A 15,458-nucleotide genomic window follows, 5' to 3' on the forward strand; every position below is an offset into this window, starting at 1 on the left:
CCCCTCGGCAGCCGCGGAATCGTTACAGTGTGTCACAACTGTTTGTCGTTACAGCTCGTCACAGCAGTACGAATCGAGGCACCCGGCGATGGCTCATGACGTTCACGATCTCGCGGGAGTCGGCGAGGACGGCCTCCACCTCTACACCTGCCCCCTGTGTGAGGCGATGTGCGGGCTGGAAGTCCACGTCGAGGACGGTCAGGTCGCCTCCATCCGACCCAACCGCGACGACGTCTGGAGCCGGGGTCACATCTGCCCCAAGGGCGCCTCGCTGGGCGCGGTGCACGAGGATCCGGACCGGATCCGTCGCCCGATGATCAAGGTCGACGGGCAGTGGCACGAGGTCGACTGGGACACCGCGTTCCGGCGCTGCACCGAACTGCTCGCCCCCGTGATCGACCGGTACGGCATCAGCGCCGTCACCGCGTACACCGGCAATCCGCTGGCGCATTCGTTCTCGCTGGCGCGCTACAGCGCGGTCCTTCTCGGCATGTCGGGCATGCCCCTGACCTACTCTCCCGGCACCGTCGACCAGTGGCCGAAGAACCTGTCTTCGCATCTGATGTACGGCGGCTGGTGGAGCTTCCCGGTACCGGACCTGGAACGCACCGATCTGCTGGTCGTGATGGGTGCCAATCCGGCCGCATCACAGGGCTCGCTGCTCGCCGCCCCCGATGTGATGGACCTGATCCGTTCGATCAGCGAGCGTGGCAGGGTGATCGTCGTGGACCCGGTGAGAACCCGGACCGCCGAGCGCGCCGACGAATGGTTGCCGATCAACCCGGGCACCGACGCCGCGTTGCTGCTGGCCGTGTGCCACACCCTGTTCGCCGAAGACCTGGTCGACCTCGGCGCGCTGGAACCCCACCTCGATGGACTAGAGACGCTCCGTACCGTTGTGGCCGACTGGCCGCCGGAGCGCGTCAGCGACGTCACGGGTGTCGCCGTCGACCGGATTCGGCAGCTGGCGCGCGAACTCGCCGGTACGCGCCGCGCTGTCGTGTACGGGCGCATCGGAACGTGTAACCAGGAGTTCGGCAGCCTGGCCAGTTGGCTCGTCGACGTCGTCAACATCCTGACCGGGCACTTCGACGTCGCCGGCGGGGCCATGTTCCCGACCCCGTCGGCATGGTCGGTGACCGTTCAGCCGATTCCCGGATTGGAAGACGGCGCAGCCGATTTCGGGCGATTCCGGACCCGGGTGCGCGGAGCCAAGGAGGTACTGGGACAGGTTCCGGTGTCCTGCCTGGCCGAGGAGATCGCCACCCCCGGCGACGGTCAGATCCGGGCGTTGATCACCGTGGCGGGCAACCCGGTGTTGTCCACTCCGGCCGGACACAAGCTCGACGAGGTGCTTCCCGGGCTGGACGCGATGATCGCGATCGACCTGTGGCTCAACGAGACCACACGGCACGCCGACGTCATTCTGCCCGGCGCGTCTCCGCTGGAACAGCCACACCACGACGATCTGATCCTGAACTTCGCCATCAACAGCGTGGCGAACTACTCAGCATCGGTGTTCACCAAACCAGACCCGGATGCCCCCGACGAGTGGGAGATCCTGATCCGGCTCACCGGATTGTGCACCGGCACCCCCGCCGAACACGTCGACGTCTCCGCCATCGACGACGGGTTCTTCGACTATTTGTGCTTCACCCAGGGACTCGACGGAGCCGAGGTGCGGACCCACTACGACCACGGCGGCCCCGAGCGCATCCTCGACCTGACGCTGCGCACCGGCCCCTTCGGCGACCACTACGGGCGCGACCCCGACGGTCTGACACTGGCCAAGCTCAAAGCGGCGCCGGATGGCATCAACTTCGGCCCGATGGTGCCCCGAATACCGGAGGTGCTCGGCACCTCGGACGCCAAGATCCGGCTGGCCCCAGCCTATCTGCTCGACGACCTGCCCAGGCTGGCCCGCCGGCTCCGCCGCCAGCCCGATGACCTCGTGCTGGTCAGCCGACGACATCTGCGGTCGAACAACTCGTGGCTGCACAACGTCGGGGCGTTGATGAAGGGCAGGGACCGCTGCACGCTGCTGATGCACCGCGACGACGCCGCGCGGCACGGCCTGCACGACGGTGACCTGGTGGCGGTGACCTCGGCGGGTGGACGCATCGACGTTCCCCTCGAGGTGACCGAGGCGATCAAGCCGGGGGTGGTGTCGATGCCCCACGGGTGGGGACACGGCAAGCCGGGCACCCGACTGACCGTTGCCAACGGTTCCCCAGGGGTGAACACCAACATCCTCTCGCCGCCGGATTTCCTCGACGAACCGTCGGGCAACGGCGCCCTCAACGGCATCCCCGTCACGGTGACCCGAGCCGGAGACTGATCACAGGTCGATGCCGATCAGACGCAGCTCGAGTGCGGCCGCCGTGGCCGGCCCGACAATGCCGTCGACGTGTAGCCCCGGTGTCCGACGCTGGAATTCACGTACGGCCTCCTCGGTTGCGGCGTCGAACTCACCGTTGATCTCCAAACCACCGGCGTAGGACGCGTAGGCGAACTTCAACCGGCGCTGCAGTTCGGCCACCTGCGGCCCTCGGGTACCGCGGTAGAGCAGCACGTCGGCGAATCTGCCGACCGGCACCGCCGGCCGAGGAGACGTCGCGCGGGGGACGGCACCGATCTGGCGCGCGACGTCGAGTCGAAGCCGATCCATGTCGATGGCCCCGGGATCCCACTTGCCCTGGGCCCGACCGCCGTACTCCTTGTGGCCGATGGTCCGGGCTGCCGGCACCCCAAGGCGCCGGCAGATCGCCGCACAGCTGTTCACCAGCGCAAAGTACTGAGCGTCGGGCCAGTTCTGGCGGTGCGGCGCCCACGGAGCGGTCCCCGAGTTCGCACATTCGATACCGATGGTGTGCCAGTTGCCCATGTTGACGGGCAGCCACGGGTACATGCCGATCCCCGCGTGCCAGGCCACGCCCGCCGCCACGACGGTCACCGTGCCGGTGCGGCCGATGTGAACCTGCGACAGCGGGCCCGGCAGATCCGGGCGCCCGTAGGCGATCGAGGCAGCGGTCGCGAAATCCGATCCGGTGTGATGCACCATGATCCCGCGGATGTCGTGGAAGTCGCCGTGGCCCCGCCCGCGCCAGCCCACGAACTCTGCCACGTCGAGACCTTCGGCCCGCAGCACATCGGCCAGCCACAGGGGATCACCACGCCACCCGGCGGCCTGGGGCATGCAGAACTCTCCTCGAAACGCGGGCTGTCGGTGCCTTCCACCATGCAACCACCATGTTCGTGTCGACCTGACCCCGGGGTGCTCGTCCGGCCGCGGTGTTTGGCCCCCTGCGGCAGGGGTATTGCACTGCGGTGAGCGAGGATCCGGACGAGAGCCGACATCCCCTGATCGTGCGGCGCGACACCTCGGCGTCCCGCCGACAGGTCTGGGACGTCATCGCTGACGGGTGGACGTACTCGCAGTGGGTGGTGGGCAACTCCCGGATGCGGGCGGTGGACCCCAACTGGCCGCAACCGGGCAGCGTCATCCATCATTCCGTGGGCGTGTGGCCGCTGGTCATCAACGATAGCACCAGGGTCGACGTCTGCGTTCCGATGAACAAGCTCGTGCTGATCGCCAAGGGCAGGCCGTTGGGCGCCGCGCGGATCACGTTGCGGTTGAGCGACCTCGACGACGGCGGCTGCCGGGTGGAAATGGCCGAGGTACCGCTGTCTCCACCCTTGAGCTGGTTGCCGCGGGCTGCCGCGTTGGCCGCCGTGATCCCCCGCAACCGCGAAACCACGTGGCGGTTGACGGCGATCGCCGAGCGGCGCAGTTCGGACCGGGACTGACGAGGACCGACTCAGGTCGTCGCCTCCCGCGGCGTGGGATGAGTCATCCCGCGCCGGCGCAGATCATCGGCCGCCCAGGCCCCGCCGCCGGTGAACACCAGCAACAGGAATGCGAAGCAGTACAGCGCGGCCGACTCGCCGCCGTTCTGAATCGGCAACAGCGCATCGGGCTGGTGTCGCCAGAAATAGGCCACCGCCATGGTCCCCGACGCGAGGAAAGCGGCTGCGCGGGTGAACAATCCGGCCATCACCAGAAGTCCGGCGACCAATTCGATCAGTCCGGCCCACCACGACGGCCACGCACCTGTCGCCGCCAGCGTGCCCCCATCCGGAGGCCAACCGAACAGTTTCACCGTTCCGTGCGAAGCGAACAGGAATCCGAGCACGACGCGGAAGACGAACACTCCCATCGGCCCGTTGACCTTGCTCAACGCCATCATCTTCGCCATGGGCGGCACGTTAGGCGAACGACGCCGCACATGGTTGGTCACGACGAGGACATCGCGCAGCCTCGCCGGGCCGCTGGCAACTCGGTGTCTTGTTCCGGCGCGACAATGACAACGGTGCACCCCGTCAGCCGGCTGTCACCGCAAACGGTGCCCGCGGTTCGCGAAAATCTGTGGCGTAATCTGCGTCACGTCAGTCCGGATCAACGCGGACCACGCCCTCGTGGCGAGGCCCGAACGAACGAGAGGTGCATGGTGCAGTCGTTTCGTGAAGCCGTGGAAGCTCGGGACACCGACGCGATGGCGGCCCTGCTGGCCGACGACGTGGTGTTCACCAGTCCCGTCGCCTTCAAGCCCTATCCCGGAAAGCCCATCACCGCGGCGATCCTGCGGGGGGTGATGCGGGTCTTCGAGGACTTCCGCTACGTCCGGGAGATCACCGACAGCGGCGGACGCGACCATGCTCTCGTCTTCGAGGCGACCGTGGCAGGCAAGAAAGTCACCGGCTGCGACTTCATCCATGTCAACGAAGCCGGATTGATCGACGACTTCATGGTCATGGTGCGCCCGTTGTCCGGCGCCACCGCATTGTCCGAGGCCATGGCCGCCCAGTTCGACCGCATCCAGGCGGAAGCCGCCGAGCACAGCAGCTGAGGCCGGCCGGGCAGGGCGGGTACGCGCGTGCGACGATCGACGCGATGCTGCCCGCCGACAACCACGTGCATTCCCGATGGTCGTGGGACACCGCCGAGACGGCGACGATGGAGCGAGAGTGCGAGTCCGCGATCCGGCGGGGCATCCCGGCGGTGGCGTTCACCGAGCACGTCGACTTCACGGAGTGGGGCGATGGCGACCGTGGCTACGGCGGGTCGGCGGACGTCAAGGTCGGCGACCGGCCGGGGGTGGCACCGTTCGATCCCGCCGGTTATGCCGAGAACATCGAGCGCTGCCGTGAGATGTTTCCGACACTGCGCATCTGGTCGGGCATCGAAGCCGGTGAGCCGCACTACTTCTCGGCCAGTGTGGCTCGCGTGCTGAGCGCCGGAGTCTTCGACCGGGTGTTGGGTAGCTTGCACGGCATCGCCGTCGACGGCCGACTCGAAGCGATCAACTCTGTGCTGTTCGAGCGCCACGACCCTCGCGAGCTGATGGAACGTTATCTGAGCGACCTGGTCGACCTGGTCGAGCAGTCCCAGGTGTTCGGCGTGCTGGCCCATTGCGACTATCCGCGCCGGTACTGGCCCACCGAACGGGTCGGAACCTACCGCGAGGCCGACTTCGAGGAGCATTACCGGGCCGTGTTCGCGGCGTTGGCTCCCACCGGGCGGGCTCTGGAGGTCAACACCAAGTCACCGCTGTCGTCCGTCGAACTGATTCGCTGGTGGTGGCAGGAAGGCGGGCAGGCCGTCTCGTTCGGCAGTGACGCACACCGACCCGACCGCGTCGGAGACCAGTTCGAGGTGGCCGTGCACATCGTCGAGGCGGCCGGTTTCCGTCCTGGCCGAGACCGTTTCGACTTCTGGCGTCGCTGAGCGCCGCCGTTACTCGTAGTTGATCCCTTCCAGTCGGAAGTCGCGTGCGGAGAAGTCGATCTGCGCGGCCGGATTGGCGACCGCGGTCGTCAGTCCTGACCCGAACGCACCCAGGCGATCGAACAACGTCGCCGTCCCGACCGCGATCCCCGCAGCGGAGTGGTGAGAGACGGCCTGTACCCCGAGCCAGTCGTCGACCGGCAGTCGCGAGAGTGCCACGGTGAGGTCACCGTTGATGTATCCGATCCCGGCGGTGCCCAGATTGGTCACGAGGCTCGTCGACTCGGCCACCGTGGCCGCACGCACGAACGGCGAGTTCTGTTGTCCGGCAACGATGCTGATCGAGTCGTTGAAGAACCGCTTGCGCGAGTCGTTCTGCTGCCCGGCCGGCGACCGGGTCCAGCCGCCCTGGTCGCTACCGATATAGGGCGGCGGTGTTCCGTCCGGAGTGGGATGCTCGGGGAAGGCGTCGTCGGACATCCACAAGTCCCCCGGCGGTGGCGCGGAGGTCCGGAACCGCACGAGCGTGGCCCGAGCCACCACCCGGCCGTTCTGCATCACCTCACACTGCGCACTGTGCACCCGCCGGCCGTCGCGGACCACCTCGACGCCGACGGTGGTGTGGGCGGTGCGGGCGGCGCGTAGCAGGTCGACGGTCAACCGGGCGGGCTGAAAGCCGTCGGTCGCGCACTCGTTCTCCAACGCCAGCGCGGCCAGTCCGACCATGGCCGGACCGTTGAGATGATCGTCACCCCAATGACTTTGCGCGTACGGCGTGGGGTCGTAACCCCCGCCGGACGCGGTGAAGTAGGCAGTGAGCACTCAGGTGTTCCCGCCGCCGTCGACACCGAGGATCTGGCCGGTGATGGAACCGGCCGGCTCGGAGACCAGGAACGCGTACGCCGCGGCGATGTCTGCCGGACGGCCCGCTCGTCGCACCGGCGTCGGGTCGATGGTTGCCTGCACGTCGCCCAGCATGCCGCGTGCCCGCGAGCCGCGCAGCATCGGGGTACCGCCGTCACCGACTGTGAGCCCTGTGCGAAAAACCGGCCGGGAAATCGCACGGGTTTCACTCTCGGCGGCAGAGACACGGCGGCAGGGCCCCGTCGACGCGGCGGCAGGGCCCCGTCGACAGGGGCCCATCGACAGAGATACGGCCACAGGGGCCCGTCGACGGAGGGCCGGCGACAGAGAACCGACGGGGCGGTGTAGCCGGTCGGCGTCAGCGGTTCAGTTGCCAGATCCGCGTCGACAGCGCAGTGGCGAACGCACACCACAGGGGGTACGGCGCGAGAGCCGCGCCGGCCGGCGTGTTCACCTGGCCAGCCCGCCGGGCCAGGTCGGCGCTGCTGAGCGTCAGCACCCCGGCCAGGGCCGCCGCCGGACCCAGCATCCGACGGTTGAAGAACACCCAGCTCCAACCGGCGTTGAGCACCAGGTTCACCGCCAGTGCGCGCTTGTAGGCGCGGGCCTGCTCGGTGTCGCCGCGGTCATTGAGCGTGTCGATCGTCGACGCCGAGACCACCGCGATGTCGGAGTACAGGATGTTCCATGCGACCGGGAACGCCCACCTCGGCGGCTGGAAGCCGGGCTTCTTCAGACGGCGATACCAGCGCGACTCGACGACGGGGGTGGTGGCCAGACCGCCCGCGGCGGCGGCGGTGAACGCAGCCCCGGCAGTCTTCGCGAGGGTCAACGGACGCATCGGTGATCCTTTCGTCAAGGCGGCACGGGACCGTGCCCTTGGGCAGTACCCCGATCAAGGTGCCATGACTCACCGGCTTTGCGACAGCCCCCGCCCGGGGCGACGGCCGCCGCTCGTGGGCAGAGGCACCCCGCGCATAATCGCCTGGGAAGCACAGACGGGCTAACGATCGGAGTGGGCGTGCACGAGATTGGCGTGGACCGATCCGCTGCCGCGCTCGACGACCCGGCCCGACGACCGCGCCTGCTGGTCATCGGCCTCGGCGTCGTCGTGCTCACCGTCGCGGTTCTGCAGACAGCAGTCGTCCCGGTACTGGGCGTGATCGCTGAGCAACTCGACGCCTCGACCGTGGCCGTCAGCTGGGCAGTGACAGCCAATCTGCTTGCGGCTGCCGCGATGACACCGCTGATCGGACGCCTGGCCGATCTGCACCGCAAGAAGCGGGTGCTGCTCGGCGTGCTCATCGTGGTCCTGGCCGGTTCGGTGCTGGCGGCGGCGACCACCTCGCTGGCGCTGCTGATCACAGCGCGGGTCCTGCAGGCCGCTTCCTTTGCGCTGTACCCGATCAGCATCGCGATCCTGCGGGAGGAACTTCCACCCGAACGGATGGGGTCGGCGCTGGCGATCCTGTCGGGCACGTTGGGGTTCGGCGGCGGCGCCGGCCTGGTCGTGGTGGGCCTGCTGATGAGCGGAAACGCCGACTACCACCGGGTGTTCTGGCTGACGACGGGGTTCACCGTGCTGGTGATCGGGCTCGTCGTCTCGCTGGTGCCGAACCGGCCGCGCAGCGCTACCGGCTCGATCGACTGGCTGGGCGCACTCGGACTGGCCGCCGGGCTCACCGCTGTGCTGCTGACGATCACCCAGGGCAACGAGTGGGGCTGGGTGTCGCCGCGCACCCTCTCCACCGCCGCCGGCGGGATCGCGGTCCTCGCCTGCTGGTGGATCTGGGAGCGGCGGGTGGCCCGGCCGCTGGTGTCGACCCGCATGCTGACCCGGCGCTCGATGCTGTTCACCAACCTGGCGACGGTCAGCGTCGGCATGGGTCTGTACTTCGCGTTCCTCGGCCTCACCCAGTTCGTGCAGATGGATCCCGACATCGCGGGTTACGGCTTCGGGGCCACCGTGCTCCAGGCCAGCGTGGTGTATCTGCTTCCCGGGGCGCTGGCGGGATTCGTCGTCGCGCTGGTGTCCGGCCGGTTCATCGACCGGTTCGGCGCGCGGCCGGTGCTGATGATCGCCGCCGTCGTCGGGATCGCGGGTTTTGCACTCATTGCCTTCGCGCACACCTCGCCCTGGCAGGTGATCGTGGCCAGCGTGCTTGCCAACGTCTACATCAGCCTCGGCTACGGCGCATTACCGGCGTTGGTGGTCAGCGAGGTCGAGACCGGAGAAACCGGTGTCGCCACGGGCATGAACGCGATCGCGCGGACGGTGGGCAGCTCCATCGCGGCGGCACTCGTCGCGCTGCTGCTGAATCGCACGACCGCCGCCGGTACTCCGATGGAGAGCAGCTTCGTGGCCACATTCCTGGGGGGTGCGGCCACCGCCGTGCTGGCGATCGCGCTCATCGCCGCATCACGGCCCCGACCCGCACACAGCGAATCCGCCGAGGCACGCTACGAATCCCGCGCGATGAACCACGAGTGGGGCTGAAAACCCGCTGCTAGCGCAGTCGGGCCAAATTCTGCACGGACTTGCGCACGTCGCCCTTGATGACCCTGGCGACCAGCCCGCCGACCGGCGTGCTGAGCAGACCCCCGGACAGGTCCGCGAGCACCCGGAAATCGGAGCCTTCCACCCCGTCCTGCGTCCTCGGCTGCACCTCCATGGTCAGACCGATCCGCACGCCACCGAAACCGGTGCCGACCAGCTCGATCTCCTTGGGCTCGTCGTAGCGGGTGACCCGCCAGTGGATCGTGTTGCGGAAACCCTTGACCTTGATACAGGACGACACCTCGGTGCCCACGTCGATCTCGTCGGGCACCTCGCCGCGCCACCCGCCGAAGATGGTCAGCCACTCCTCGAACCTCCGCAGATTCGAAGCCAGGTCCCACGCCCGCTCCGGGCTGAGGTCGGAGGACACCGATACATCGACAGAAGCCATGCTGTTCTCCCTACCCCACCTGATCATCGCGGTAAACGGGCTTCACCCGGCGAAGTCAGCTGCGAAGATCATGATCGGCGACAACCGCGACGACCGCATGCCGGCCCACCCCAGGTCCGGCGGCAGTGCTGCACGCGCCTCGATGCGCGGATTCCCGCGACGTGAGCCAGAATCAGCAAGGGATTCGATTGTGGAAATGTAAATTCGTTGCGGAATCGCTTGCGAAGGTCGGCGCGATCCGCGAAGGTTTACCCACAGCTTCACGGCTGGCACCTGAGGAGGATTGGCCCTGACCGGCTCACACGCAACCGCTGTAGACCAGATGGCGGAAACCGAGGCCACCCAGCACAAGGGCGGCCCGGTCATCGAGATCGACCATGTCACCAAGCGCTTCGGCGATTACGTCGCCGTCGCCGACGCGGACTTCACCATTGCCCAGGGCGAGTTCTTCTCGATGCTCGGCCCGTCCGGGTGCGGCAAGACCACCACGCTGCGGATGATCGCCGGGTTCGAGACGCCCACCGAGGGGGCCATCCGGCTCGAAGGCACCGACGTGTCCAAGACGCCGCCCAACAAGCGCAACGTCAACACCGTTTTCCAGCATTACGCGCTGTTCCCCCACATGACGGTGCGCGACAACGTGGCCTACGGTCCGCGGTCGGCCAAGAAGGACAAGAACACGGTCCGCAAGCGGGTTGACGAACTCCTCGAGACCGTGCGCCTGGCCGACTTCGCCCAGCGCAAGCCCGCGCAGCTGTCCGGTGGCCAGCAGCAGCGGGTCGCCCTGGCCCGGGCTCTGGTCAACTACCCCAGTGCGCTGCTGCTCGACGAGCCACTCGGCGCGCTGGACCTCAAACTGCGCCACGTCATGCAGTTCGAGCTCAAACGGATCCAGCGCGAGGTCGGCATCACGTTCATCTACGTGACCCACGACCAGGAGGAAGCGCTGACGATGAGTGACCGCATCGCGGTCATGAACGCCGGCAACGTCGAACAGATCGGCACACCGACCGAGATCTACGACCGCCCGGCCACGGTGTTCGTGGCCAGCTTCATCGGACAGGCCAACCTGTGGTCGGGGCGCCAGACCGGACGTCACAACCGTGACTTCGTCGAAGTCGACGTGCTCGGCTCCACGTTGAAGGCCCGGCCCGGCGAGACCACGATCGAGCCGGGCGGCAACGCCACGCTGATGGTGCGTCCCGAGCGCATCCGCGTCACCCCGGCCGAGCAGGAGCCGCCCACCGGCGATGTGGTCGGCGTGCGTGCCACCGTGACCGATCTGACCTTCCAGGGTCCGGTGGTGCGGCTGTCGATGGCCGCGCCCGACTCGTCGCCGATCGTCGCTCATGTCGGTCCGGAGCAGGACCTGCCGCTGCTACGCCCCGGCGACGAAGTCCACGTCTCGTGGGCACCCGGCGCCTCGCTGGTGTTGCCCGGCGCCGACATCCCGACCACGGAGGATCTCGAGGACATGCTCGACGACTCCTGATCCCGTCATCAGGCCGCCCCATCCCTTCCCTGAGCCGACGAAAGGCACCCTTCGCATGTCCCGTGAAATTGATCCCCGCCTGCTGGCCCGCTTGACCGCCGGCCGCACGACACGCCGCCGGTTCCTGGGCGGCAGCGCCGCGGCCGCTGCGGGACTGACGTTGGGCTCGTCGCTGCTGGCGGCGTGCGGTTCGGACAGTGACACGTCCAGCACGGCCACCGACGCCGGCGGACCCGCCAGCGGCACCCTGCGGATCTCGAACTGGCCGCTGTACATGGCCGACGGTTTCGTGGCCGGCTTCCAGACGGCCTCCGGTATCACCGTCGACTACAAAGAGGACTTCAACGACAACGAGCAGTGGTTCGCCAAGGTCAAGGAGCCGCTGTCGCGCAAGCAGGACATCGGCGCCGACCTGGCGGTGCCGACGACGTTCATGGCGGTGCGGCTGCATCAGCTCGGCTGGCTGAACAACATCAATCACGACGCCGTCCCGAACATCAAGAACCTGCGCACCGACCTGCTGGAGGCCAGCGTGGACCCGGGCCGCGAGTTCAGCGCGCCCTACATGTCCGGTCTGGTCGGCATCGCTTACAACCGGGCGGCCACCGGACGTGACCTGACCACCATCGACGACATGTGGGACCCTGCCTTCAAGGGCCGGGTGAGCATGTTCTCCGACGCGCAGGACGGCCTGGGCATGATCATGCTGTCCCAGGGCAACTCCCCCGAGAATCCGACCACCGAGAGCGTGCAGCAGGCCATCGACCTGGTGCGTGAACAGAAGGATCGCGGTCAGATCCGCCGGTTCACCGGCAACGACTACGCCGACGATCTGGCGGCCGGCAATGTCGCTGTCGCGCAGGCCTATTCCGGCGACATCGTGCAGTTGCAGGCCGACAACCCCGACCTGCAGTTCGTGGTTCCGGAAACCGGCGCCACCACGTTCGTCGACACCATGGTGATCCCGTACACCACGCAGAACCAGAAGGCCGCCGAGGCGTGGATCGACTACGTCTACGACAGGGCGAACTACGCCAAGCTGGTGTCGTTCGTCCAGTACATCCCGGTGTTGTCGGACATGACCGAGGAGTTGGAGAAGATCGATCCGGAGTCGGCCAACAACCCGCTGATCAACCCGCCGCAGTCGGTGCTCGACAAGGCGAAGGGCTGGGCCGCGCTCACCGACGAGCAGACCCAGGAGTTCAACACCGCTTATGCCGCCGTGACCGGCGGCTGAGTTCATGGCAGGCGTAGCAGCCAGCAGCCGGCAACGGAGCAAGATCGCTCCCTACCTGATGGTCCTGCCGGCCCTGGTGTATCTCGGCGTGTTCTTCGTGGTGCCGTTCTTCACGCTCGCACGCACGTCGTTGTCGGAGACCAGCGGCTCGGTGTTCCTTCCCACGCTCACCTTCGCGTGGGACTTCGGCAACTACACCCAGGCGTTCAGCGAGTACCGGGAGCCGATCCTGCGGTCGTTCGGGTACGCGTTCGTGGCCACGGTGTTGTGCCTGCTGATGGCCTTCCCGCTCGCCTACGTGATCGCATTCAAGGCAGGCAGATACAAGAACCTCATCCTCGGCCTGGTCATCCTGCCGTTCTTCGTCACGTTCCTGATCCGCACGCTGGCATGGAAGACCATCCTCGCCGACGAAGGATGGGTCGTCAGTGCGCTCGGCACCGTCGGACTGCTGCCTGAGGAGGGCCGGTTGCTCTCGACGAGCTGGGCGGTGATCGGCGGGCTCACCTACAACTGGATCATCTTCATGATCCTGCCGCTCTACGTCAGCCTGGAGAAGATCGACCCGCGCCTGCTCGAGGCGTCGAAAGACCTGTACTCGTCGGCCACCCGCAGCTTCCGCAAGGTGATCCTGCCGTTGGCCATGCCGGGCGTGCTGGCAGGCAGCATGCTCGTCTTCATCCCTTCGGTCGGCGATTTCATCAACGCCGACTACCTGGGCAGTACCCAGACGACGATGATCGGCAACGTCATCCAGAAACAGTTCCTGGTGGTCAAGGACTACCCCGCCGCGGCCGCGTTGTCACTGGTGCTGATGCTGATCATCCTCGGCGGAGTGCTGCTCTACACCCGGGCCCTCGGCACGGAGGACCTGGTATGACGACTCAGGCCGGCGCGGCCGTCGCCACCGCCGCCACCCAGCCGCCGCAACCCAAAAAGGTGCGGGCACGCCGCAATTGGGGCGACGGGGTGCTGCGCCTCGTGGCGGGGCTGGTGCTGCTCTTCCTGTTCCTGCCGATCTTCGTCATCATCCTGTTCTCGTTCAACAAGCCCCTGGGCAAGTTCAACTACGCCTGGCAGGGGTTCACCTTCGAGAACTGGGCTGACCCGTTCAAGTACCCCGCGCTCACCGATGCACTGCTGCTCAGCCTCAACGTGGCCGCGGTGTCGACGGCCATCGCGCTGGTGCTGGGCACCCTGGTGGCCATCGCGCTGGTGCGCCAGCGCTGGCGGGGCCATCGGGCCGTGGACACCTTCCTGGTGTTGCCGCTCACCGCGCCCGAGGTGGTCATCGGTGCGGCGCTGCTGACACTGTTCCTCGATTTCGGCTGGGCGGCCGGCTACACCACGATTCTGATCGCGCACATCGCGTTCGAGGTGAGCTTCATCGCGATGACGGTGCGTGCCAGGGTGCGCGGGTTCGACTGGACGCTCGAGGACGCCTCACTCGACCTCGGGGCCGGTCCGGCCCGCACGTTCTTCCGGGTGACGCTGCCGCTGATCGTGCCGGGCATCGTGGCGGCGGCGATGCTGTCGTTCGCGCTGTCGCTCGACGACTTCATCATCACCTACTTCGTCAGCGGGTCGACCGTGACCTATCCGCTGTACGTCAACGCCGCGGTCAAGGCAGCCGTGCCGCCGCAGATCAACGTGCTGGCCACCGCGATCCTGGGCGTCAGCTTGCTCTTGCTGGCAGTCGGGACACTCTGGCGCCGTAAACGATTCGAGGGTTGACGAGCGTCGTCCTGAACCGGGCGCTGTCCTCGATCAGCGTCGGCCTCAGCCGGCGCCGAGGCGCACCCGCACCGTCACGCGACCCCGGTCGTCGCGGTGTGCCACCGCGTGACCCGTGCGGTCGGCACCGTCGAGGCCGACGAGCGTGATCGGTCCGCCTCCATCGGTGAAATTGCGCCACCACGTCTTGGAGTCGGGAGTCATGACCCGGATGACGAGGTCGTCGCCGTCGCGGCGATAGTTGACCGGGGTCTGGAATGTCCGGCCCGAACGACGGCCGGAGTACCGGACGGCGACCATGTTGCGGCGCAGCAGTGCACCGAGGCCCGGCACGTCGAGCAGCCGCATCGCGCCGGTGTTCAATGCCCCCACCAGGGGTGAACGAAATATGCCACTGGCCATGTGCATCACCGTATCTCGGTGGGAGCTCTCAGGCGATCTCCAACCCGACCGGGGCCGAGCGCGCCCCGGCGCGGGCAGCACCGATGCCGGCTGCCACGACCACGCAGATCCCGATCAGACCGAAGGGACCGGGAACCTGGTGCAGCACCAGGAAGCCGACGACCATCGCGAATCCGGGCTCGAGACTCATCAGCGTGCCGAAGGCGGCGGCGGTGAGGCGGCGCAGCGCCAGGAGTTCGAGCGTGAACGGCACCACCGGCAACAGCACCGCGATCCCGGCGCCGAGCAGCAGGATCTGGGGTGTCATCCGGTCGAGCACCACGGGTCCGACTGCCAGGGTCGCGACCAGACCGGCGACGGGCATGGAGATGGCCAGCGCATGGATCCCGGTGACCTGGTCACCCACGCGCTGGGTGAGCAGGATGTATCCCGCCCAGCAGGCGGCCGCGGCCAACGCGTACCCGACGCCCACCGGGTCGACGGTGCCCGACCACGGCTGGGTGAGCAGCACGACGCCGAGCGCGGCCAACCCCGGCCACAGCAGGCGCGTGCGGCCGCGACCTCTGGCCACCGCGACCCCGAGCGGTCCGAGGAACTCGAGCGCGCTGGCAGTTCCGAGCGGGATGCGGTCCACCGCAGCCATGAACAGCAGGGTGACCCCGGCTGTCACGACGCCGAGCAGCACACACGTCAGGAAGCTGCTGCGCGTGTAGGCGGCCGGGCGCGGACGGACGATGACCAGCAGCAGGACCCCGGCCCACGCCAGTCGCAGCCACGCGACCCCCTCGACGCCGATCCGGTCGATCAGGGTGACCGAGATCGCCAGGCCCATCTGCAGGGAGACCCCGGCGGCCACGGCCATCGCGGCGCCCGTCCGCGCCTGATTTGCTGCCACCCCTGCATTGAACGGGACGGTCGCGGTCGCGGTCCACGCGATTTCGGGCCACGGGGTCCCGCCGGACAGGTCCGGCCCCAACACTCAGCCGGACAGGTCCG

Annotated in this window: 17 protein-coding genes; 9 read left to right on the forward strand and 8 right to left on the reverse strand. The window is 67.8% G+C overall.

The genetic code is table 11. The features are described from left to right. Positions 1-88 precede the first annotated feature (88 nt). Positions 89-2,338: a molybdopterin-dependent oxidoreductase gene (locus J3476_RS17515; RefSeq protein ID WP_207067677.1), complete on the forward strand. Its 2,250-nt coding sequence runs from the start codon at positions 89-91 to the stop codon at positions 2,336-2,338. Here J3476_RS17515 and J3476_RS17520 read toward each other — a convergent pair whose 3' ends face one another. Next, positions 2,339-3,196, reverse strand: a complete 858-nt coding sequence (locus J3476_RS17520; protein ID WP_207067678.1) for a peptidoglycan-binding domain-containing protein — start codon at positions 3,194-3,196, stop codon at positions 2,339-2,341. Positions 3,197-3,327: 131 nt separating this feature from the next. On the opposite strand from J3476_RS17520, the gene J3476_RS17525 reads away from it, so the two are divergent. Further along, entirely contained in the window at positions 3,328-3,807 is a 480-nt protein-coding gene (locus tag J3476_RS17525) for an SRPBCC family protein (RefSeq protein ID WP_207067679.1), read from the forward strand. A gap of 11 nt (positions 3,808-3,818) precedes the next feature. Here the strand turns inward: J3476_RS17525 and J3476_RS17530 are convergent, their stop codons facing one another. After that, positions 3,819-4,256, reverse strand: a complete 438-nt coding sequence (locus J3476_RS17530) for a DoxX family protein (RefSeq protein WP_286183275.1) — start codon at positions 4,254-4,256, stop codon at positions 3,819-3,821. A 252-nt stretch (positions 4,257-4,508) separates the two neighbouring features. Here J3476_RS17530 and J3476_RS17535 point away from each other — a divergent pair, with 252 nt between their 5' ends. After that, a complete protein-coding gene (locus J3476_RS17535) occupies positions 4,509-4,907 on the forward strand; it encodes a nuclear transport factor 2 family protein (RefSeq protein WP_207067692.1) in 399 nt (132 codons plus the stop codon). 44 nt (positions 4,908-4,951) lie between these two features. After that, complete coding sequence (locus tag J3476_RS17540) at positions 4,952-5,785, forward strand: PHP domain-containing protein (protein ID WP_207067680.1); 834 nt, start codon at positions 4,952-4,954, stop codon at positions 5,783-5,785. A gap of 9 nt (positions 5,786-5,794) precedes the next feature. Here the strand turns inward: J3476_RS17540 and J3476_RS17545 are convergent, their stop codons facing one another. The 3 genes from J3476_RS17545 to J3476_RS17555 all read right to left on the reverse strand — a co-directional run bounded on the left by J3476_RS17545 (position 5,795) and on the right by J3476_RS17555 (position 7,490). After that, positions 5,795-6,607: an acyl-CoA thioesterase domain-containing protein gene (locus tag J3476_RS17545; RefSeq protein WP_207067681.1), complete on the reverse strand. Its 813-nt coding sequence runs from the start codon at positions 6,605-6,607 to the stop codon at positions 5,795-5,797. Then, positions 6,608-6,790, reverse strand: a complete 183-nt coding sequence (locus tag J3476_RS17550) for an SDR family oxidoreductase (RefSeq protein WP_373889088.1) — start codon at positions 6,788-6,790, stop codon at positions 6,608-6,610. Between the two features lie 217 nt (positions 6,791-7,007). Next, the gene (locus J3476_RS17555; RefSeq protein WP_207067682.1) at positions 7,008-7,490 is read right to left on the reverse strand and encodes a TspO/MBR family protein; all 483 of its coding nucleotides are present in this window, start codon (positions 7,488-7,490) and stop codon (positions 7,008-7,010) included. Between the two features lie 180 nt (positions 7,491-7,670). Here J3476_RS17555 and J3476_RS17560 point away from each other — a divergent pair, with 180 nt between their 5' ends. After that, a complete protein-coding gene (locus J3476_RS17560) occupies positions 7,671-9,146 on the forward strand; it encodes an MFS transporter (RefSeq protein ID WP_373889089.1) in 1,476 nt (491 codons plus the stop codon). Between the two features lie 10 nt (positions 9,147-9,156). On the opposite strand, the gene J3476_RS17565 is transcribed toward J3476_RS17560, so the two are convergent. Further along, entirely contained in the window at positions 9,157-9,597 is a 441-nt protein-coding gene (locus J3476_RS17565; RefSeq protein ID WP_207067683.1) for an SRPBCC family protein, read from the reverse strand. Positions 9,598-9,919: 322 nt separating this feature from the next. Between J3476_RS17565 and J3476_RS17570 the strand changes: the two genes are divergently transcribed. From J3476_RS17570 to J3476_RS17585, 4 genes are read left to right on the forward strand one after another with little or no spacing between them, the layout of a single operon-like run. Further along, a complete protein-coding gene (locus tag J3476_RS17570) occupies positions 9,920-11,089 on the forward strand; it encodes an ABC transporter ATP-binding protein (protein ID WP_207067684.1) in 1,170 nt (389 codons plus the stop codon). 55 nt (positions 11,090-11,144) lie between these two features. Next, positions 11,145-12,326: a spermidine/putrescine ABC transporter substrate-binding protein gene (locus J3476_RS17575; protein WP_207067685.1), complete on the forward strand. Its 1,182-nt coding sequence runs from the start codon at positions 11,145-11,147 to the stop codon at positions 12,324-12,326. A gap of 4 nt (positions 12,327-12,330) precedes the next feature. Further along, a complete protein-coding gene (locus J3476_RS17580) occupies positions 12,331-13,206 on the forward strand; it encodes an ABC transporter permease (protein ID WP_207067686.1) in 876 nt (291 codons plus the stop codon). After that, a complete protein-coding gene (locus J3476_RS17585) occupies positions 13,203-14,060 on the forward strand; it encodes an ABC transporter permease (protein WP_207067687.1) in 858 nt (285 codons plus the stop codon). Before J3476_RS17580 ends, J3476_RS17585 begins: the two co-directional genes overlap by 4 nt. A 45-nt stretch (positions 14,061-14,105) precedes the next feature. Here the strand turns inward: J3476_RS17585 and J3476_RS17590 are convergent, their stop codons facing one another. Together J3476_RS17590 and J3476_RS17595 are read right to left on the reverse strand one after the other, a co-directional pair. Then, positions 14,106-14,462 carry a hypothetical protein gene (locus J3476_RS17590; protein WP_207067688.1) on the reverse strand — a complete coding sequence of 119 codons (357 nt, stop codon included), beginning with the start codon at positions 14,460-14,462 and terminating at the stop codon, positions 14,106-14,108. Between the two features lie 28 nt (positions 14,463-14,490). Beyond that, positions 14,491-15,357 (reverse strand): DMT family transporter, encoded by an 867-nt coding sequence (locus tag J3476_RS17595; RefSeq protein ID WP_207067689.1) that lies wholly within the window; start codon positions 15,355-15,357, stop codon positions 14,491-14,493. Positions 15,358-15,458 lie beyond the last annotated feature (101 nt).

The organism is Mycobacterium sp. PO1 (assembly GCF_017312405.1).
Taxonomy (GTDB): Bacteria; Actinomycetota; Actinomycetes; order Mycobacteriales; family Mycobacteriaceae; genus Mycobacterium.

What these genes read in the sequence shown, in the direction of transcription:
- J3476_RS17515 (WP_207067677.1), top strand. Translation starts at nt 89, where the DNA reads ATGGCTCATGACGTTCACGATCTCGCGGGAGTCGGCGAGGACGGCCTC.
- J3476_RS17520 (WP_207067678.1), bottom strand. Translation starts at nt 3,196, where the DNA reads ATGCCCCAGGCCGCCGGGTGGCGTGGTGATCCCCTGTGGCTGGCCGAT.
- J3476_RS17530 (WP_286183275.1), bottom strand. Translation starts at nt 4,256, where the DNA reads ATGGCGAAGATGATGGCGTTGAGCAAGGTCAACGGGCCGATGGGAGTG.
- J3476_RS17540 (WP_207067680.1), top strand. Translation starts at nt 4,952, where the DNA reads ATGCTGCCCGCCGACAACCACGTGCATTCCCGATGGTCGTGGGACACC.
- J3476_RS17550 (WP_373889088.1), bottom strand. Translation starts at nt 6,790, where the DNA reads ATGCTGCGCGGCTCGCGGGCACGCGGCATGCTGGGCGACGTGCAGGCA.
- J3476_RS17555 (WP_207067682.1), bottom strand. Translation starts at nt 7,490, where the DNA reads ATGCGTCCGTTGACCCTCGCGAAGACTGCCGGGGCTGCGTTCACCGCC.
- J3476_RS17565 (WP_207067683.1), bottom strand. Translation starts at nt 9,597, where the DNA reads ATGGCTTCTGTCGATGTATCGGTGTCCTCCGACCTCAGCCCGGAGCGG.
- J3476_RS17570 (WP_207067684.1), top strand. Translation starts at nt 9,920, where the DNA reads ATGGCGGAAACCGAGGCCACCCAGCACAAGGGCGGCCCGGTCATCGAG.
- J3476_RS17575 (WP_207067685.1), top strand. Translation starts at nt 11,145, where the DNA reads ATGTCCCGTGAAATTGATCCCCGCCTGCTGGCCCGCTTGACCGCCGGC.
- J3476_RS17580 (WP_207067686.1), top strand. Translation starts at nt 12,331, where the DNA reads ATGGCAGGCGTAGCAGCCAGCAGCCGGCAACGGAGCAAGATCGCTCCC.
- J3476_RS17585 (WP_207067687.1), top strand. Translation starts at nt 13,203, where the DNA reads ATGACGACTCAGGCCGGCGCGGCCGTCGCCACCGCCGCCACCCAGCCG.
- J3476_RS17590 (WP_207067688.1), bottom strand. Translation starts at nt 14,462, where the DNA reads ATGGCCAGTGGCATATTTCGTTCACCCCTGGTGGGGGCATTGAACACC.